Genomic DNA, 19,739 nt, shown 5'->3' on the forward strand with positions numbered 1-19,739 from the left:
TTATGACGGCGGAACATGCCATTTACAGTGAACTGGTATTCCCGGGCGCCTGTTCGCTTTGCATGCCCGTTTCGCCTCAACTATGCCTTTTTCACAAATTCCGACTTCAACTGCATGGCACCGACGCCGTCGATCTTGCAGTCGATGTCATGGTCCCCCTCCACGAGCCGGATGTTCCGCACCTTGGTTCCGACCTTGACAACCGAGGACGAGCCTTTGATCTTCAGATCCTTGATCACCGTGACGGAGTCGCCATCACTGAGCACGTTGCCGAAGGCATCGCGCACAACGCGCTGCTCTTCCGGGCTCTCTCCCGGCGCAGCCGTCGGCCACTCATGGGCGCATTCCGGGCAGACGTACATGGTCCCGTCTTCATAGGTGTATTCCGAACTGCATTGTGGGCATGCGGGTAAACTGCTCATGGTGCTCCTTTTTCTGTTTGGTAAGTCAGACTCCAGGAGCCGCCGCGTAGTGCACGGTCCTCTGGAAGTACCTGTTGAGTAAACCACTCTTGCCAGTTATCGAGATGTGGTTCAGTTTCGCGCAACATTTTTCACTACAGCACCGTTTCCCCTCTCCCTTCCGGGTCGAGGTCCCGCAGCAGCTCCCACCGTCCGGCACCCCCCCCCGTCACCGCTTCGCCCCCGAACCGCTCCACCAGCTCGGCCACGAACCGCCAAGCGGGGCGGAGTTCCCCGCCGGGGGGGGCGCTGCGGTGCACCCGCGGCGGATGGAACGGCGCCGGCTTGTCGGGGGAGGCGTGGTAGCGGGCCGGGAGCCCCCGAATCGGAAGTCCGGGCGCCATGACCTTCCGGAACCGCTGGGCGCGCCCTTCAAAGTTGACATAGGTGCCGTCCGTCTCCACCCAGGCGGCGGTGGGGATGACGATCTGGGCACGCCTGACCGTTTCCGTCGGAAGCCAGTCAGCGGCCACCACGAACGGCACGCCGGCCAGGAGCGCCTCGGGGATGTCGGCCTCCACGGCGATGATCCCCTTCACTCTCCCCGAGGCAACGGCCTCGGCCAGGGTAACCGCTCCGTGCTCCTTCGCCAGAAGACCCGCCCCAAAGGCGTTGGGACCGGGAAAGAGGTACGCGATTTTGGCATCAGTATGGGCAAGTAACTCAGTGGCTGCGGGAGGATTGTCCCTGGTGCCGCAGATGACCACGGCCCTCTCGAATATCGCCAGAGGCACCTCTTCAATGATGCTGAGCTCGATGGCCTCGATGGAAACGGCTCGGGCCTGCTCAAGGGGCGCATGTTTCCCCACCAGGAAGACCGGTGCGCCGCTGCGCCATGCCTGCCGGACCGCCAGAAGCATCATCGGCCCTTCGTCCCGGAGGTCCGACTCGAGGATGACAACGCAGTCGGCCTTCCGTACGTCCGCCATGGAGGCCGCCCTGCCGTCGGCAAGGAGGGAAACGGCGGCGGCTACCCGCTCCCCTCTGTCCCGCTCGGCAAAGTAACAAAGGTACTCCGTTCCGATGAGCCCGGCCAGCCGTGCCAGAAGGACACTCCCCTCCAGCGGGAGGCGGGGCGAGCCAACCAGGGCCAGGCGGCCGGGGCCGTAGAGTTCCATAAACTCTTCGATCCGGAGCATGGTGGCGTCGATGGCCGCGGCCCATGAAACCTCTTCTCCGTCAACCAGCGGCACCCTCGGCCGCGCCGGATCGTTCACGGCGGCATTGGAGAACCGCCCCCGGTCGCAGATGAAGTGGCCGTTCACGACGGGGTTCTCCCGGGCCATGGTCTTGAGGAGTTCCCGGTAGCGGGCCGCCGGCACGGTGTTGCAGCCGAGGGAACACCAGGGGCAGACCGAAGGGGCCATCTCGTAGTCCCAGTAACGGGCCCGGAACCGGGCGGTCTTGTCGGTGAAGACCCCGGTGGGGCAGATGTCGACGAGATTTCCCGAGAAGGGGGATTCGAGTGTCCCTTCCTGGAACCGGCCGTAGTAGACCCGCCGGGCGCTCCCCATGACCCCGAAGTCGCTGCCGCCGGCATATTCCTGGTAAAAGCGGACGCACCGGTAGCACTGGATGCAGCGGTTCATCTCGTGCTGGATGTGCGGCCCCAGATCCTGGTTCACGTGGGTCCGTTTTTTTCCCTCGAAGCGGCGAATGCCGTGGCCGCCGGCCACGGTGTAGTCCTGGAGAAGGCACTCGCCCCCCTCGTCGCAGACCGGGCAGTCGTGGGGGTGGTTGGTCATGAGCCACTCGATGACGAGACTCCGCATCTTCAGGGCCTCGGGGTCGGTGGTGGAGACCACCATGCCGTCCTGAGCCGGGAGCATGCACGACATCTGGACCCCCTTCACCGGCCCGTCCAGCAGCTTCACGGCGCAGAGCCGGCAGGCCCCCACGCTGCCGAGGGCCGGGTGGTAGCAGAAGTGCGGAATCCAGATTCCCGCGGTCTTGGCCGCCTCCAGCACGCTGGTGCCGGGAGGGACTTCGACCGGTATGTGATCGATGGTCAGTTTGGGCATGGTTTCAGGTTACAAGATAATCACCCGTGGTTGTTCCCCCTTGTCGTACTGGAGCGCCATCACGAGACTTCCCCAGCCAAGGGTGATGATGATGCCGATGCCGAGCAGGAGCGCCCCCACGGCTGTAAAGATGCTCCCCACGAGTACCGCCAGAATCCAGCCGGCCAGGTCCCCCCTGATGGTTTCGAGGCTCCACCGGAAGGCGTCCATTAACTTCATCCGCCGGTCAATAATGCCGTACATGCCGGGCGCGACCACCACCGACAGGACGAACCCCGCCACCTGGCCGATGACCGGCACGTGGTTCAGGGCGAACATGGCCACGACCACGAGCAGGAGGTAGACGAAGAGGTCGCCGAAGCAGTCCCAGGCCCGGAAGATGTCCCCCGGCTCCGCCTTTCCCCCGCGGGCCACCTTGAGTACCGCCCGGGTGTAGCCGGCCAGGAAGCCGATGTTGGCCACGGGAATCCACGCCACCAGGGCGAAAACCAGGGAGAGGACGAGGAGATTGCCGAAATTGCCCGTCCAGAGCCTTGTGGCCCGGGTCACGAGGCCGCCGAAATCGTCAGATGGTGCCGTCATCCCTTTCCTCCGAAGGGGCAGCGCCCCAGCACGATGTGCTCCCGGATCTCGTCCTCGAAGAGCCGCAGGAGCCCCTCCACCGGCCCCATGGCACCGGGGGCCAGGGGACAGAAGGCGTAGTTCAGGTACTGGACATGCTCCCGCAGGATGGCGATGTGCTCCTCCCGCCCGGCGCCCGCCTCGATCCGGGCCAGGACGTCCTTCACAAAGGGGAGCCCTTCCCGGCAGGGGGTACACCAGCCGCACGACTCCCGGGCATAGAAGGACACCAGGTTCAAGGTTGCCGCCACCATGCAGGTGTTCCGGTCGAAGACCACGATGCCGCCGGTGCCGAGCCGGGAGCCGGCCCTTGCCACTGCGTCGAAGTCCATGGGAACGTTCCAGTGCTCCCGGGTAAAGAACGGCGTGGACGCCCCGCCGGGGATGCACGCCTTGAACTCCCGCCCCGGCAGCATGCCGCCGCAGGGGCCATCGATGATCTCGCCCAGGCTCATCCCCAGGGGGAGCTCGAAGCAGGCGGCGTTGTTCACATGTCCGCTCACGCAGAAGAGCTTGGTGCCGGCCGCTTCGGAGATTCTCGCCAGCCCCTTGAACCAGGCGGCGCCGTTGGCCACGATGGCCGGGATGTTGGCCAGGGTCTCCACGTTGTTCACCACCGTGGGGCGCCCCCAGAGCCCTTTCACCGCCGGGAAGGGGGGTTTGCTCCGCGGGTTGGCCCGCCTCCCCTCCAGCGCGTTCATAAGGGCGGTCTCTTCGCCGCAGATGTAGCGGCCGGCGGACTGGTGTACGTCCAGTTCCAGGGAGAAACCGGAGCCGAGGATGTTATTCCCCAGCAGGCCCGCTTCCTTTGCCTCGGCAATGGCGCGCCGGCAATTCTCCGCCGCCTCTTCGTAGCCCCGGCGGATGAAGATGAAGGCGTGGGCCACGCCGATGGCATAAGCGGCCAGGGTCATCCCCTCCACCAGGGAATAGGGGTTCGCCTCCAGGAGTATCCGGTCCTTGTAGGTGCCCGGCTCCATCTCGTCGCAGTTGCAGATGAGATAGCGGGGGCCGGGGATGTCCCGCGGCACGAAGGACCACTTCTTCCCGGTGGGGAACCCGGCCCCGCCCCGGCCCCGCAGGTTGGCGTCGATCACCACCTGCTGGACATCGTTGGGCGACATGCCGGAAAGGGCCTTTTCCAGGGCCGCGAAGCCCCCCTCGGCCCGGTACTCGGCAAAGGTAACGCACCGGCCGGGACGGTTATGTCGGAAGAGAACCTGTTCCATTTACCCCTTTGTTCACCCCCCTGCTTCGCTCTCGTTCGCTTCCCCCTACAAGGCAGGGGGGACTGAGGGGGGTCTTATTGCTCAACAAGAATGTCCTTCAACACCACCGCGTTGTTGTGCTTTTCATCCTTTGCCGCGAACAGGAGCGTCACCGTCCCGCCGGCCACCAGCTTCCGGAGTCCATCCAGGAGTTCCGCCTTCGCGTCCAGCTCCTGCCGGTAGCGCTCCCGGAACTCGTCCCACCGGGCCGGGTCGTGGCCGAACCACTGCCGCAGCTCGTCGCTGGGGGCGATCTCCTTCAGCCACTCGTCGATGCGGGCCTTGTCTTTCGCGATACCCCGGGGCCAGAGCCGGTCCACCAGGACGCGCGTGCCGTCCTCGGTTGCCGGTTCGTCGTAGATCCGCTTTACTCGCACCATCGTTCATCCCTCCGCGGCTGCAAGCTGCCGCCGCTCAGTCGCCAAGATCTCCCCGGCCCGCTCCAGCGTCACCCGGCCGTGGAGGGTGTCGCCGACCATGAGCGTCGGGGCTTCGCCGCAGTTGCCGAGGCAGCAGCAGGGCAGAAGCGTAAAGAGCCCGTCCGCCGTGGTTCCCCCCGGTTCGATGTTCAGCGCCGCTGCCAGGTGCGCCATGAGACTCTCCCCCCCCAGAGCCCAGCAAGAAATGGAGTCGCAGACGTGGATCACCAGCTTTCCCACGGGGCGGCGGTAGATCATCTCGTAGAAGGTGGCCAGCTCCTCCACCTGGAGGGGGGTGAGTCCCAGGAGCTCCGCCGCCTCCCCCACCGCCTCGTCGGTGAGCCAGCCGTAGTGGCGCTGCAGCTCTTTCATCACGTCCACGGCCGCCTCGCGGCTGGTGACGGCGTGGGCGACGCGGGACTGAAGTTCCTTTTTGAGAAGCTCCGGGATCATCGGCGTCACCTGTCCAAATCCGCCAGCACGAAGTCAATGGACCCGATGATGGCCAGGAAATCCGCCACGAGCCACCCCCGGCTCATGAGGGGGAGGGCCTGGATGTGCGGGAAGCTCGGCGTCTTGATCCGCACCCGATACGGCACGTTGAGGCCGTCGCTCACCACGAAGTAGCCGTTCTCCCCCTTGGGGGCCTCGATGGCGCTGTAGTTCTCCCCTTTCGGCGGCGCCATTCCCCGTGTGGCATTGATGAAATGGTGAATCAGGGATTCGATGTCGTGGAGCGCGTCCCGCTTCCTGGGCAGCACGTAGCGGTAGTCGTCGGTGATCCACCGCCCGGCGGGCATCTCCTTCCAGCACTGGCGGACGATGTGGAGCGACTGGCGGATCTCCTCGATCCGGACCCGGTAGCGGGCCCAGCAATCCCCCCCCTCCTCGGTCGGAACCTCGAAGTGGAAGTGCTGGTAGCCGTTGTAGGGGATCTTCTTCCGCAGGTCCCATTCCACGCCGCAGGCCCGCAGGTTCGGGCCGGAAATCCCCCACTCCAGGGCCTCGTCCCCGGTGATGACGCCCACCCCTTTCAGCCGTGCCCGGAAGATGGGGTTCCCCTTCAGGAGATCCTCGTACTCCTTGAGCCGGGCCGGCATCCAGTCGAGGAACGCCTTCACCGCCCCGTCCCACCCCTCGGGGAGATCGTCGGCCACGCCGCCGATCCGGAACCAGGAGGGGTGCATCCGGCCACCGGTGACCATCTCCACGATGTCGAAGACCTTCTCCCGGTCGGTGAACGTGTAGAAGACCGGGGTCATGGCCCCCACGTCGGCGGCAAAGGTGCCGAGCCAGACCAGGTGGCTGGCGATCCGGAAGAGCTCCGCCAACATGACCCGGATGGTGATGGCCCGGTCCGGCACGGTGATGCCGCAGAGCCGCTCAACGCTGTTCACGTAGGCCAGGTTGTTCTGGACCCCGGCCAGGTAGTCGATCCGGTCAGTGTAGGGGATGAACTGGTTCCAGTGCTGGCGCTCGCCGATCTTCTCGGCACCCCGGTGGTGGTAGCCGATGTCGGTGTCCATGTCCAGGATCTCTTCGCCGTCCAGCTTGAGGATGAAGCGGATGATGCCGTGGGTGCCGGGGTGCTGGGGCCCCAGGTTCAGGATCAGGGTTTCTTCGTCAATTCTATCGAAGAAATCAGAGGCCGGCAGGGCCTGATGGCGCCGGGCGTCGTCCGTGGTGTAGGAAGGCATCTCCGTGGCCCGGAAGGGATGATCCTTTCGCAGGGGGTGTCCCTCCCAGTCGGGCGGCATGAGGATGCGGCGCAGGTTCGGGTGGCCGGCGAACCGGATGCCGTACATGTCGAAGGCCTCCCGCTCGTACCAGTCGGCCGCCGGGAAGACGCTTGTCGCGCTCGGGATCTCCGGCGTATCCCCTCGCAAGTCGGCCTTGATCCGCAGATGTCCGGGGATGTCGAAGTTAAGAAGATGGTAATTGACGGTGAAGTCCGGGAACCGCGACCGCTCCCGGCGGCACGACTCATCCACGCAGGCCACGTCCTCCAGACGCCGGAAGGGGGCGGCGCTCCGGGTCTTCAGGTGGCGCAGCACGTCCGGCAGCAGCTCCGGCGGGCAGCGGTAGGTGAGCATGTCGGTGGCGTGATCGTCCCGCACTACCCGGTGGCCGAAGGCCGTTTCCAGTTCTCCGGCAAGGCCGAAGTCGGGGAAGTGGTGCTTCGGGGCCGGCGGACGCCACATCTCGTCGGAGCGGGGCATCGGGAAATTGGGGTGCTGCACCGAGGTTCCCCTGATGGCGATCCCTTCCATGCCGGGTCCCCGGGTGTCGCGGGATTTGGTCACCCCGTCCACTAGCACCGGCCGGGTGGTTCCCTCGCTCCCGCCGGCCAGGTGGAGGACCTTCCTGGCGGGGCGTTCTTCCCTCCTGATTTTTTCCTGGAGCAGCATCAGCCCCTGGAGGAACGCCTCGGGGCGCGGGGGGCAGCCGGGAATGTGGACATCCACCGGGATGATCTGGTTCACCCCCTGGACCACGCTGTAGACGTCGTACATACCGCCGGAGTTGGCGCAGCTCCCCATGGAGATGACCCACTTGGGCTCGGCCATCTGCTCGTAGAGCCGGAGGATGGAGGGGGCCATTTTCTTGAAAACGGTGCCGGCAATGACCATGAGGTCCGCCTCCCTCGGCGTCCCCCGGAGCACCTCGGCCCCGAAGCGGGAAACGTCGTAGCGGGAGGTGAAGGAGGTCATCATCTCGACGAAACAGCAGGAGAGGCCGAAGAACATGGGCCAGAGGGAGTTGGCCCGCCCCCAGTTGATCAGGTCGTCCAGGCTGGCCAGGATGATGTTGTTCTGTGGGACCTCAGTCTCGGACATGGCCCCTCCGTGCACGGGACGGTCCCCAGTCGAGGCCCCCCTTCAGCCAGAGCCAGACGAGGCCGAGAAGGAGGATGACGATGAAGAAGGTAATATGGACGAGCCCCGGTAGGCCCAGCTCACGCCAGGCCGTGGCCCAGGCGAAGATGAAGGCCGCCTCCACGTCGAAGACGATGAAGAAGATGGCGATGAGGTAAAACGGGACCGGATAGGCGAGCCGGGCCGAACCGGTGGGGATTGCGCCCGATTCGTAGGGGAGTTCCTTGTTGCGGTTGGTGGTCTTGGCGCCGAGCCACCAGGCGGCCAGAAGGAGCACGCCGACCAGGATGGATGCCGCAAGGGTGTAGAGCGCCAGGGGAATGAACTCGGGCGGCAACGAGGGGAAGAGGGAATGTGATATGCCGGCTGGTTGCATTCTACTCTCCTTGGCGTCGAGTGAAATGCCGAGTTCATACTCTAGCGCAATCGGGACTCATGTCAACGGTTTTGAGGGAAACGCCGATGCCCTGCCACGTTAGCTCAGCGCGCCGCGGACCCGGGAAAGCACCGCCTCCATGGGTAGCGCTCCGCTCCAGGTGGCGAGCACCTGTCCCTGCCGCAGGAGCACCAGGGCCGGAATCCCCCGGATGCCGAAGCGGGCTGCCAGCTGCGGGTTCTCCTGGGTGTTCACCTGAACCACTGCCGCCGTGCCGGCAAGCTCGCGCGCAACTTCCCGCACCACCGGTGCGAAGTCCCGGCAGTGGGGTCACCAGGGGGCCCAGAATTCAACCAGAACAGGACCATGATAGCCGGCGACGAACGGGTCGAAACTCCGGTCGGTAAGCGGGACCGGCTGAAAATAGAGGGGCGGGAGCACACCGCGGCACCTGCCGCAGCGGCCCGCAACCCCTTCCCTGGATGCCGGCACCCGGTTGGTCGTGCCACAGGCGGGGCAGGCAACGAGAAATGACGGGCCGCTCTCTGCCATGGGAGGTTCCTACGCCCGCTTGGCGAGGAATTCTGCCACCTGGGCCGGATGGGCATCTGCCTTGGCCACCTTGGACCAGTGCTTCACCACCGTCCCGTCGGGACCCACCACCACTGTGGAGCGGATCGTGCCCATGGTGGTCTTGCCGTACTGGACCTTCTCGCCGAAGGCACCGTAGGCGGTCATCATGGCGGCGTCCGGATCCGACAGAAGCGTGAAAGGGAGGCCAAAGGCCCTGATGAACGTGTCGTGGGACGCGAGGCTGTCCCTGCTGACGCCGAGCAGAACAACGCCGCGCGCCGTCAGATCCTGGTGCAGATCCCGGAAGCCGCAGGCCTCCTTGGTGCATCCCGGCGTATTGTCCCGGGGATAGAAATAGATGACGACCGTCTGCCCCGCGTAGTCTTTCAGAGAGTGCATTTTCCCGTCACTTCCCTCCAGGGTGAAGTCGGGAGCCTTTTGGCCTTCCAGCGACATGCGTGCCTCCTTGGTGGATCGAATCCGACAGGAAAAACAGTTTACCCCATTCCCGGTCGTTGTCACCCCCGCCCGTTCAGGAGCGCGGCCACCTCCTCGGCATAGACCATTTCCTCATCGGTGGGAATCACATAGACCGCAACGGGTGAGTCATCGGCGCTGACCCGCTCCTCCCGGTCCACGGAACGGGCAGTCCGGTTCCGCTCCCGGTCGAGCCGGATGCCGAAACACGCCATATCGGCGAGGGTCTTTTCCCGCATGAACCACTCCCCCTCCCCCGAAGCAGCGCTGAAGACCACGGCGTCGAGTCGGCCAAGGGCCGCGGTGTAGCCGCCGATGTGCTTCCGGAGGCGGTAGGCCTCCATCTCCAGGGCCAGGAGACACCGCTCATCTCCCGCGATGGCCCGGGCCAGAAACGCCGGCCGGTCCAGCTTGAGGCCGGTGATGCCCGCAGAGCCGCTCCGCTGGTTGAGGATCCGGTCCAGATCACGGGGCGAGAGCTGTTCTTCCTGCATCATGAACGGGGGAATGCCCGGGTCGATGGAGCCGCAACGGGTTCCCATCATGGTTCCTTCCAGCGGCGTGAGCCCCATGCTCGTGTCGATGGAGCGGCCACCCTCAACGGCGCAGAGGGAAATCCCGTTGCCGATGTGGATGGTGATCAGGTTGCAGCGAGCCGGCTCGCGCCCCAGAAGCGCCGCCCCCCGCCGCGCCGCATGGCAATGGGAGGCGCCGTGGAAGCCGTAGCGTCTCACGCCGTGCTTCTCGTACCACTCCCAGGGGAGGGGATAGAGGTAGGCATGGAGCGGCATTGCCTGGTGGAATGCCGTGTCGAAGACCGCCACGTGGGGGATGCCGGGCAGAGTGGCCATGGCCCCCTCGATCCCCGCCAGGTTCGGGGGGATATGGAGCGGCGCCAGTTCCTCCATGGCACGCACCGCCTCAATGACCTTCCCGTCGATGGGAACCGTGGCGGTAAACCGCTCTCCCCCGTGGACGACCCGGTGCCCCACGGCGGTAATCTGCCCGACCCGGGAAAGGGGGCCCTCCAGGGGGTGGGTCAGGGTGGCGAGAATAAGGGCCACGGCTGCACCGAAACTGGAGCAGTCGGACTCCAGGTGATAGGGGTCCCGCCCCGGCACCTCCATAGAGATGAACGAGTCGCCCAGTTCGATCCGGTCAACGTCCCCCCGGGCGAGGACGGTCCGCGTAGACCAGTCGAAGAGCTGGAAGTGGATGGAAAAGCCCCGGCAATTGAGAATCAGGATAATCATGTGTCTTCCCGTATCGTGGGATGTGGGGGCTGTTACCCCCAGAGGATGCAGGAGACCGGACAGGCGTCAACGGCCTCCTGGATCTTTTCCTCGGCAGCGCCGGCCGGATCGTACACCTCGGCCAGGTTGTCGTCGTCAAACCGGAACACCTCCGGAACCGTCTCAACACAAAGACCGCAACTGATGCAGACATCTTTCTCGACGTACAGATTACGGATCATGGTAGTTCCTCCGTGCGTCCTCGGGGGGATACCGTCACTCGGTGCTCCTGGGGGTAACGATGTTCTTCTCCGGCACGATCTTAACGAAACAGCTCCGGGCGGCGGCAATGATCCCCTCCACGGCGTCGGCTTCTTCCTCCTGGTGGGAGTGGAGGAGCTCCCGGTGGTACTTCAGGAGGAGTTCCCCAATGCTTGCCACATCCTCTTCCTCAACGGCCCGGATCTCCACCCCGGCCCCCTTGGCCAGCCGCCGACGCAGGGCCTCACGGCTGAACCCCATGGCCCCGTCCAGGTGGCAGTACACCACGCCGCCGGTCATGCCGGAGCAGATCCAGGGGCCCGGATCCCCCAGGACCACCACCCGTCCGGCGGTCATGTACTCGAAGGCGAAGCCCTTGAGGTTGGCCCGGGAGGCAATGTCCCCCCGAAAGTCGTCAACCGGTTCACGGATGCGGGAGCCGAAGACCACGTCGGCCCCGGAAAGTCGGATGCAGGCCCGGCTGTCGGCGTCTCCCTGAACAAGGAAGGTTCCTCCCTGGGCACCGTAGGCGAGCCCCTTGCCCACGGTTCCGCCCACCCGCCGTCCTTCGCGGTTCTCACCCTTGAGGATGACGATTCTGCCGCCGGAGGTACTCTTGCCCACGCCATCCTGAGCCCCTCCCTCTACCCGGATGGTGAGCCGTTCGATGGAAAAGGCGGCAAAGCCGTTGCCCGGGATGGAGTCGCGCCGGAACTGAAGGAGCGCCCGCTGCCCGGTCCGAACGCGCCCCTCGGCCGCGCCGCGCTCCAAGGCACCGGCCAGATGGGTGCCGATGGCCCGGTCGGAGCTGGTGGCACTGTCGTCATCGTACCGGACCCGCTCCTCGCCCTTGGCGAAAGAGTCGGTCACGAGCCCGGAGATAAGAGAGGTCAGGTAATTGAGGGGCTTGCGGATGATGCGCACCTCGGGTTCGAAGGGCTGGTGCTCCTCCGGGCGGGCCGGGCGGAGCAGCTCCGCCAGGTCCAGACGGTCGAGGCCCCGGGCCTGGACAAGGAGATCGCTCCGCCCCACCAGGTCCTGGGTGCGCCGGAAGCCGAGCTTTGCGGTGAGGATCCTGATTTCCCGGCTCATTCCCCGGAAAAAGGTGCTCATGTAAATGACCCCGTTTTCCAGCACCCGGGGGACGAAGCGCTTGAGACCCCGGGCTTCGGCCTCCTCCGCGGTTTCGATCTGGGTGGCGATTCCCACGTGGCAGGTCCCGAGATGGCAGCCGCGGCAGGCGGTGCAGCCGATTACCACCATGGCCATGGTGCCGAAACCGACCCGGTTGGCGCCGAGGAGCATGAGTTTCACCACGTCCCGGCCGGTGCGGGCGCCGCCGTCGGCCCAGATCTCCACTTTCTGGCGCATCCCGGCCGCCACCAGCGCCTTGTGGGCCTCTGAGACCCCGATCTCCGCAGGCAGTCCCACGAACTTGATGGCGTGCTTGCGGGCCGCGCCGGTGCCGCCGTCGTAGCCGCTGATGGTGATGATGTCGGCCCCGGCCTTGGCCACGCCGAGGGCGATGGTGCCGATTCCCGCCACCGCCGGCACCTTCACCGAGATGCGAGCCCGGGGGTTGGCGGTACGGAGTTCCTCGACGATCTGGGCCAGATCCTCGATGGAGTAGATGTCGTGGTTGTTGGAGGGGGAAATGAGGCTGACGCCGGGCGTGGCGTGGCGAGCCGCAGCGATCTTGGCCGTCACCTTGAAGCCGGGGAGATGTCCCCCCTCCCCCGGCTTGGCGCCCTGCCCCACCTTGATCTCCAGAACGTCGGCGGAGTTGAGGAACGCCATGTTCACCCCGAAGCGCCCCGAGGCGATCTGCTGCCCCCGGTTCTTCCGGTACTGCCCCAGCATATCGGCGATTTCGCCCCCCTCGCCGTTCATGCAGACGATGTTAAGGCGCTTTGCCGCTTCGGCGTAGATCCTGAAAGGGGTCTCCCCCTGGGAGCCGAAGCTCATGGCCGAGATCAGGATCGGCAGGTTATGGTCCCCCACGGTGGCGTCCACCTCGTCCGGGTCAACGGTCAGTTCCGGAGTGTAGCGGAGATCGAGCAGGTGCCGGATGGCCAGGGGGTTCTCCGCCTCGTACTGCTGGATGAGGCGGGAGAGGTCCGCGTAGGTTTCCTCCATCTTGGCCACGGCCCCCACCATCTTCCAGATCTTGGGATAGAGCCTGAACTGAACAGGCACCGGTTGTTTTTCGCGGCTGCGGGCCACGGAGCTGCGGGAGCGGTTTTCCTCCTCCAGCCGCTCAAGGGTGAGCCCGCCCTGCCCCGAGCCGCAGAAGTTGGGGGTTTCGAAGATCTCCGCCAGGTGCCGGCAAAGGCCGATGGATGCGAAGTACTTGCCGTAGCCGCCGATCTCGTGGGTCCCCATGGTGGAGATGACCTTTTCGAGTCCCTTGGCAACGACCGAGAAGAGGTTCTTCACCCCCGCGCCATCGCCGGCCCCTTCCCACATGAGGTAGGGGCAAAGGGCATCGGCACCCATGCCGAGAGCGAATATGAGGTCGTGGAGGCTGCGGAGCGCACCGGACCGGACCATCAGGGCGGTCCGTCGCCGCAGGCTTTCCCCCGAGGCGTCGGTGGCCTCCTTGAGCCCCTTGTGGAGGACCGCCGTCACCAGGAATGGGTCGATGAAGCTCTTCCCCGGGGCGAAGCAGTCGCTGTCGTCCAGCAGGAGAACCGCAGCCCCCCGGGACACCGCCTCCGCGGCCTCGCGGGTCAGGCGTGCCAGGGCGGCCCCCAGACGCTCCTCCTTTGACATGTGGCACGGGATCACCCGGCATCTCCCCTTGCCCTCGCCAAAGGCTGCCACGAGCGCCTCCAGGCTGGCGGTGCCGAACTCCCGGGCCACGGTGGCGTCGGCCGCTTCGATGCCGGTACGGCGTCCTCCGGTCAGCAGCGGCACCTCAAGCGTCACCGCCAGGCGGGCGGGGCCCCGGAACAGGGGCCGCGGGCCCAGGTAGACCCTGGTGGAAAAATGCTCTGCCTCCCGTTCCCGGTCAATGGCCGGATTGGTCACCACAGCCACCTGTTCCTTGAAGTAGTCGGAGAGATTCTGACGCTGGCTGGAAAGCGACGCCAGGGGGCCGTCGTACCCCAGGGACGCGATGGGGTCCGAGCCGTTGCCGGCCATCTCTCGCAGAATGGACAGATCGCTGGACTTCCAGGCAAAGGCGGACATAAGGTTGTCCTGATGGAGTTTGGCGCTCCGGCCAAAGCGGGCCGCCAGGGACGGTAGCCCGTCCCGCAGGGCCGCCCCCTGCGTCACCCACTTCTCCTGAGACGCCAGATTCGTCCGCTTCCGGAAGCTCTGATAAACCTCCCGCCGCAGGGCCGGGTGCCCGATGATCTCCACCTGTTGCCCCGCCACGATTCGCACCCCCACCTTCTCGCCGGGGGCCAAGGGCTTCGGGTCGCTCAGGATCTCCTCATGGGGGACGACGCCCAGTTCCGACGAGGCAAAGATCTCCCGATCGGTCTCGCCCACCCAGAGAGGGCGCAGCCCCATGGCGTCCACGCTGAAGACGCAAAGATTGCGATGGCGGGCGATGATAGCCGCGGGCCCTTGGGCCGACGCCTTCAGAAAGCGGCGGAACCAGGTATACATGGCCCTAAGCTCCGGCCCCATGCCGTCCATGGCGCTGAAGATGGGCGGGAAAACCACCTCCATCGCCTCGAACAGGGTGAGACCATAGCGAAACATGAGCCCTTCCAGGGTCCGATTCAGATCCTGGGAGTCGGAGCCGTCGGCGAAGAGGGGAATTCCCATCATCCGAGCCTCTTCCCGAAGCCGGGCGATGGTGTTGATCTCGCCGTTGTGCCCCAGGAGCGAAAAGGGCTGGGCCCGGAGCACCGTAGGGAGGGTGTTGGTGGAGTAACGGCTGTGGCCGATAGTAACCGAGGAGAAGAAGTCGCGGCGCCTCAATTCGGGATAGTAGCGGGGAAGGAGTTCCGGTGCGCCGTGAACCTTCCAGGCGGTCACATCGGTGGAGAGGGACGCAACGTGGACCGCGAAATCCCGCTCTATGGATGTTTGGAGTTCGAACAGGAGCTTTGGTGTTGCCACCTTCTCCGGGCAGAGAAGAGCCACCTGCCAGAAGAGGGGCTCGCCTTCCCTGGCGCGGCTGGAGAGGACCTCGCTCCGGACAATGCCGGGCCGCTCCACAAGCAACTGGACGCCGGCGGCGGAGAACCGGCCAAGGATTGCCTCCTGCAGCTGCGGATCGGCGACAATGGCCTCCTTCGGCAGAAGCAAATGCCCTACGGCAAAGGCGGGAGCTTCGGCCAGATCGGGGTCTGCGCCGGCGCCAGCCAGGACCTCCCGCCAGATCGTCCGGGGGATGTCGGTCAGGACGCCGCACCCGTCCCCTTCGCCGTTGATTTCACCGGCCCGGTGCCCCATTTTCACCAGGGCCTCGATGGTCCGTTGGACGTTGCCGTGGGTGGGACGGGCTTCCTTGTTGATGTGACAGATGATGGCACAGGCGTCCCGCTCGGGGGGGACGAGGCCGGAGGGGTCGATGGTCTTGTCGGCCATGGTGCTCTCCTCGACACGGCAGGGTAGTGAACGGTACAACTATCTCACACCATTTTAGCAGGCCGCAAGGGTTACAACCCGGTCGCGGCCGCAAAAAACAAGAGGGGCGCGGCCATGCCCGTCCCCTCACCGCTTCTCCCGATTGTCAGCTGCAACCAAGCTATTGTAATGCTGTCCAACGAAAAATAACAGCCTGGATTTTTTCCCGCCGCGCGTTATAGTTGACTCAGGTAGCTACCTAAACCAGCACTGCCAAAAGGAGGGGCGAAACCTATCGAGGAAGTTTCAGCCGAACCACATCTTGGGCAGTATGAAACCGGCAGTCGTTGATGTCGGAAGAATCCCGTGAAACGGGAGCACAGAATCCGGAATGAACAGGGGCCCGCCGAAGCATGGCGGGCCTTTCATTTTCTCCCCAACACCCCTTCCTGTTCCAGAAATCCCTCAATGATCCGCCAGAACTCCGTCCAGTCGGGGGGGCAGTCATTATGGCCGCAACGAAGCTCCACCAGGCGCCCGCGCCGGGCGGTACGGGCCAGTTCGCGCCCGTGGCCGACAGGGATGATGTCGTCTTCCGCGCCGTGCAGGATGAGGACCGCGCCACCGTAGGACTCCAGGGCCTTACGGTTGTCGAAGACATCGCGCGCCAGAAATCCGGGAAGGAGCATCTGCCGCGCAAAGGGACGGATGGAGGTGAATGGCGACTGGAGAACAAGGGCCGCCAGCGGGCGCCTGAGACTCAGGGCGCAGGCCGCTCCGCATCCGAGCGACCTGCCGAAGGCGATCATGCGGCCGGGATCCGTGTCGTCCCTTCGTACAAGTTCATCGTAGGCGGCCACGGCAGCGGCCGTGATCCCCTCCTCGGACGGCGAACCGCCGGAACGGCCGTATCCCGGGTACTCGACGAGCATGACGTGCATCCCCATCCTACGGAAACCCTCTGCCTGCTCCGGCAGAACATCGATCACCTCGCCGTTGCCGTGAAAAAAGAGTACCACCGGACGCCTGCCTCCGGCAACGCTCCCCGTGGCCGGCAGAAACCAGGATTCGACGTGGCCGTAGGGGGTTGCGAGCCAGAGAGGGTGGATATCTGGCGAATCAGGGGGCTGGCCGGCCACGGAAATGGAGCGACCGGGATAGATGATGGAACGCTGAGCGAGGTAACAGAGCAGCGCGTACCCCGCGTAGGCGAGTACGGCCAGAATGACGATCCGGATGAGGGGATGCTCCATGGCTGCCCCTATGAATGGCTGTCAGTAATGGGGAGGCGGCGTTTCCTCGCCGGGCGGGCGGGTCGGCGACGGTGCCACCGCCAGGAACTGCATCCGCAAGGACTTCAGCTCGTCTTCCAACCGGTCGATGGTCTGCTGCTGGCGATAGACCACCTCGTTCAGCTCCTGGATGGTGTGCTCCAGGTGGGAAAGGTGGATCTCGATGTCGGTGATACGGTTTTCCATGGCGGGTTCGCTATCTGAGCAGGAATGAGGAAAAGGCAGCGCCAGGGCTGCCTTTTCCTCGTCCAGGCAGGTAATCGGGCTACTTCTGCGACAGCCGGTGCACGCACTCCACCATGTGGATGGCGTTTTCCGGCGACACCGTCGGCAGGATGCCGTGTCCCAGGTTGAAGATGTGGCCGGGACGGCCGGCGTTCTCGTCGAGCACCCGCTTCACCTCGGCCTCGATGACCTCCTTGGGGGCATAGAGGACCGTGGGATCCAGGTTCCCCTGGACGGCCATGTTCTGACCGAGCACATCCCTGGCCTTCCCAAGGTTCACGTGCCAGTCGAGCCCCATGACGTCGCCGCCGGCCTTCTGCACCGTCTCCAGCATGGTGCCGGCACCCTTGACGAAGTGGATCACCGGCGTGTTCTGGCGGTTCAGGCCGTTGATGAGCTTGGTGGTGTAGGGAAGGGCGTACTTCTCGTAATCGGTGGGGGAGAGGACCCCGCCCCAGGTGTCGAAAATCTGGATCGCCTGGGCACCGGCCTTGATCTGGGCGTTCAGGTATTCCATGTCCATCATGGTCACCTTCTCCATCAGGGCGGCATAGACCTCGGGAGCGGCATACATCATCCGCTTGATGTTTGCCCAGTCCTTGGAGCCCTTGCCTTCAACCATGTAGCAAGCCAGGGTGAACGGCGCTCCGCCGAAGCCAATCAGGGGAACCCTGCCGGCCAGTTCCCGACGGAGGATCTTGATGGTGTCCAGGACGTAGGGGACATCTTCCTCGGGGTTGGGAATGCGCAGCTTCTCCACATCGGCCATGGTCCGCACCGGGTGCTCGAAGACCGGGCCGGGCACGAAGTCGAGTTTGAGCCCCATTGGCTCAACCGGGGTAAGAATGTCGGAGAAGAGGATTGCCGCATCGACACCCAGGATGTCGATGGGCTGGATGGTCACCTCTGCGGCCAGTTCCGGGGTCTTGCAGAGCTCCAGGAAGGTGCACTTGGAGCGTATCGCCATATATTCGGGAAGATAGCGGCCCGCCTGGCGCATGAGCCACACGGGAGTACGGTCAACGGGCTTGCCCCAGCACGCGTCGAGAAAACGATTATTCATTGAAAACCCTCCTCAGAGAAATTGCCTTTGGAATTTTGATCGAAAAAACCCAAAAACGTGAGATTTGCGCCAGATTGGTGCACCCGCCGGGGTGACGAGGACGGCGCCAAGACGGCGTAACTATCGCGTTCCTTACGCCTTCTTCTGAAGGCGTATCGGCACGTAATTACAGAACGGCTCCTCTGCCATGTAATCCCCATAAACCGCGTCGGCTCGAGCCCGGCAGCCGCCGCAGACGTTGATGAATTCACACTCGCCGCACTTCCCCTTGTATGCCTTGAAGTTACGGAGATCCTTGAATATTTCCGAGTTCTCCCAGATTTCCCGGAAGGGGATTTCCTTTACGTTGCCGGCAGTACGGTGGAAGTAGGAGCAGGGCTTCACGTTGCCGAAGCAGTCGATGAGACAGATGGTCTGGGCCGCGATGCATCCTTTGCCGCCGCCCGTGGAGAAGGTCAGGGAGCGGCGCTCGAACTTGACCCCTTCCTGCTTGGCCCGCATGGGGACCATACGGTAGTAGTGGGGGGCACAGGTGGGGCGCATGAGGATTTCGTCCTCCAGCTTCTCCTGCTGGTAGTGCCACTCCAGGATCTCTTCGTAGTCCTCCTTGGAGATGAGCTCGTTCATGATCTCCTCGCCCCGGCCCGTGGGGACGATCATGAACATGTACCAGGCAGTGGCGCCCAGGCTCTTGGCCAGCTTGAAGGTGTTGGCGATATCGTGCTGGTTCCGTTTGGTAAAAGAAGAATTTATGAGGAATTTCTGGCCGTTACGCCGGAAGATTTCGGCGGCCCGCACCACCCCCTCGAAGGCCCCGGGACACTGGCGGAAATCGTCGTGAACCTCGGCGCTGCTGCCGTCCAGAGAGAGGGACACCATCTTGATGTCCGCCTTCCTCATTTTGGCGCAGATTTCGTCGGTGACCAAGGCGCCATTGGTGGCCATGCACATCCGCAGCCCAAGGGAGGTGCCGTACTCGGCCAGCTCAAAGATATCCTGGCGCATGAGGGGCTCGCCACCCGAAAGAACGATAACCGGTTTCGAGAAATCGGCTATCTCCTTCAGGAGCTTCTTCCCCTCCTCGGTGGTGAAATCACCTTCGGAGGAGGTCAGGTCAGAGGAACAGCGACAGTGGACGCACTTGAGGTTGCATTTCTGGGTGGTTTCCCAGGCAACCCACTTGGGAATGAATTCTTCGGCCATGGGTTCTCCGTTCGTGTGACAATCCTGTAAATCCTACTAAAATAACCTCGACAGCACAAGAAGTTTAGCGGCCGGGGGCCGGTGCTACTCTGCCATCTTTCGATTGAAGATGGCCACCGTGGCGACAAAGGCGGCCAGAGCGGTAATGGCGAGGATGGCAAAGAGGCCGGCATCGAAGGCTCCAGCCAGGAGAGCCCTGCGGGAGCCCTCGAACAGTGCCGTGGTGGGGATGAGCATGACCGTGGCTCGCAGGGCTTCGGGATAGGACGAGACGGGAAAGAAGGCACCGGACAGGAAGATGAGGGGCATGATGACCACTGCCTGGACCTTGCCGATGGTCTCGGGCTTGTCCAGGAGCGTCCCGCAGACCGTTCCGGCACAGGAAAACGCCATGGAACCGAGAATGATGAAGGAAAGATAGGCTGCCAGGTGAGCAGGGTCGAACCGGACGCCGGTGAGAAGGAAGATGACCGCAGCCACGGCCACCCCCTTGAGGGCGCCCTGGGTGAAACCTGAGAATATCTTGCCGATGACGATATCGTAGACGGTGATCGGGGTGACCCGGTAAGCCTCAATGGTCCGCTGGACCTTACGGTGAAACCACATGCTCCAGGCGCTCTCGTCGAAGGCAGCAGAAACGGCAGTCATGGTGATGAGCCCCGGCGCCATGAACACGGTGTAGGGCACCCCTTCCACATCGGCAATGTAGCCGCGAAGGCCGAAGCCGAAGGCGAGGTAAAAGGTGAGTGGAGCGGCTACCACCGCCGCCAGTTCCGAGAAAAGGCTGCGGCGGAGCACCAGCATGTCGCGCTTCCAGATGGAAAAGGCGCCTGTCAACACGGCT

Annotated in this window: 18 protein-coding genes; all 18 read right to left on the reverse strand. The window is 64.4% G+C overall.

Translation table 11 applies throughout. The annotated features are described in order from the left end of the window. Positions 1-80: 80 nt before the first annotated feature. Positions 81-422, reverse strand: a complete 342-nt coding sequence (locus AABA48_RS14595) for a zinc ribbon domain-containing protein YjdM (RefSeq protein WP_010944048.1) — start codon at positions 420-422, stop codon at positions 81-83. Positions 423-556: 134 nt separating this feature from the next. Next, positions 557-2,482: an NADH-quinone oxidoreductase subunit NuoG gene (gene nuoG, locus AABA48_RS14600; protein WP_338270691.1), complete on the reverse strand. Its 1,926-nt coding sequence runs from the start codon at positions 2,480-2,482 to the stop codon at positions 557-559. Between the two features lie 9 nt (positions 2,483-2,491). Then, the gene (locus tag AABA48_RS14605) at positions 2,492-3,064 is read right to left on the reverse strand and encodes a zinc ribbon domain-containing protein (protein ID WP_338270692.1); all 573 of its coding nucleotides are present in this window, start codon (positions 3,062-3,064) and stop codon (positions 2,492-2,494) included. Further along, on the reverse strand, positions 3,061-4,332 hold the full coding sequence (gene nuoF / locus AABA48_RS14610; protein ID WP_338270693.1) for an NADH-quinone oxidoreductase subunit NuoF: 1,272 nt from the start codon (positions 4,330-4,332) through the stop codon (positions 3,061-3,063). Before nuoF ends, AABA48_RS14605 begins: the two co-directional genes overlap by 4 nt. A gap of 74 nt (positions 4,333-4,406) precedes the next feature. After that, positions 4,407-4,751 (reverse strand): DUF488 domain-containing protein, encoded by a 345-nt coding sequence (locus AABA48_RS14615; RefSeq protein ID WP_286351061.1) that lies wholly within the window; start codon positions 4,749-4,751, stop codon positions 4,407-4,409. A gap of 3 nt (positions 4,752-4,754) precedes the next feature. Beyond that, positions 4,755-5,243 (reverse strand): NADH-quinone oxidoreductase subunit NuoE, encoded by a 489-nt coding sequence (nuoE, locus tag AABA48_RS14620; protein ID WP_286351062.1) that lies wholly within the window; start codon positions 5,241-5,243, stop codon positions 4,755-4,757. A 5-nt stretch (positions 5,244-5,248) separates the two neighbouring features. Further along, a complete protein-coding gene (locus AABA48_RS14625) occupies positions 5,249-7,627 on the reverse strand; it encodes an NADH-quinone oxidoreductase subunit B/C/D (RefSeq protein WP_286351063.1) in 2,379 nt (792 codons plus the stop codon). Next, positions 7,614-8,042: an NADH-quinone oxidoreductase subunit A gene (locus AABA48_RS14630; protein ID WP_286351064.1), complete on the reverse strand. Its 429-nt coding sequence runs from the start codon at positions 8,040-8,042 to the stop codon at positions 7,614-7,616. Before AABA48_RS14630 ends, AABA48_RS14625 begins: the two co-directional genes overlap by 14 nt. 99 nt (positions 8,043-8,141) lie before the next feature. Beyond that, positions 8,142-8,594, reverse strand: a complete 453-nt coding sequence (locus AABA48_RS14635) for a thioredoxin family protein (protein WP_286351065.1) — start codon at positions 8,592-8,594, stop codon at positions 8,142-8,144. Between the two features lie 9 nt (positions 8,595-8,603). Further along, complete coding sequence (locus AABA48_RS14640; protein ID WP_286351066.1) at positions 8,604-9,071, reverse strand: peroxiredoxin; 468 nt, start codon at positions 9,069-9,071, stop codon at positions 8,604-8,606. Between the two features lie 62 nt (positions 9,072-9,133). Further along, positions 9,134-10,345, reverse strand: coding sequence for an acetate/propionate family kinase (locus AABA48_RS14645; RefSeq protein WP_286351067.1), 1,212 nt, complete (start codon positions 10,343-10,345; stop codon positions 9,134-9,136). A gap of 32 nt (positions 10,346-10,377) precedes the next feature. Beyond that, complete coding sequence (locus tag AABA48_RS14650; RefSeq protein ID WP_286351068.1) at positions 10,378-10,566, reverse strand: ferredoxin; 189 nt, start codon at positions 10,564-10,566, stop codon at positions 10,378-10,380. Positions 10,567-10,600: 34 nt separating this feature from the next. Beyond that, positions 10,601-15,133 carry a glutamate synthase-related protein gene (locus tag AABA48_RS14655; RefSeq protein WP_286351069.1) on the reverse strand — a complete coding sequence of 1,511 codons (4,533 nt, stop codon included), beginning with the start codon at positions 15,131-15,133 and terminating at the stop codon, positions 10,601-10,603. Between the two features lie 404 nt (positions 15,134-15,537). Continuing rightward, on the reverse strand, positions 15,538-16,365 hold the full coding sequence (locus AABA48_RS14660; RefSeq protein ID WP_324309167.1) for an alpha/beta hydrolase: 828 nt from the start codon (positions 16,363-16,365) through the stop codon (positions 15,538-15,540). A gap of 21 nt (positions 16,366-16,386) precedes the next feature. After that, the gene (locus AABA48_RS14665) at positions 16,387-16,590 is read right to left on the reverse strand and encodes a SlyX family protein (RefSeq protein WP_286351071.1); all 204 of its coding nucleotides are present in this window, start codon (positions 16,588-16,590) and stop codon (positions 16,387-16,389) included. 79 nt (positions 16,591-16,669) lie between these two features. Further along, the gene (gene hemE, locus AABA48_RS14670) at positions 16,670-17,692 is read right to left on the reverse strand and encodes a uroporphyrinogen decarboxylase (RefSeq protein WP_324309168.1); all 1,023 of its coding nucleotides are present in this window, start codon (positions 17,690-17,692) and stop codon (positions 16,670-16,672) included. Between the two features lie 132 nt (positions 17,693-17,824). Next, positions 17,825-18,895 carry a radical SAM/SPASM domain-containing protein gene (locus AABA48_RS14675; protein WP_119333989.1) on the reverse strand — a complete coding sequence of 357 codons (1,071 nt, stop codon included), beginning with the start codon at positions 18,893-18,895 and terminating at the stop codon, positions 17,825-17,827. A gap of 84 nt (positions 18,896-18,979) precedes the next feature. Beyond that, positions 18,980-19,735, reverse strand: coding sequence for an ABC transporter permease (locus AABA48_RS14680; protein WP_286351073.1), 756 nt, complete (start codon positions 19,733-19,735; stop codon positions 18,980-18,982). Positions 19,736-19,739 lie beyond the last annotated feature (4 nt).

This window comes from Geobacter sp. 60473, from assembly GCF_036323535.1.
In the GTDB taxonomy this organism is placed as follows: domain Bacteria; phylum Desulfobacterota; class Desulfuromonadia; order Geobacterales; family Geobacteraceae; genus Geobacter; species Geobacter sulfurreducens.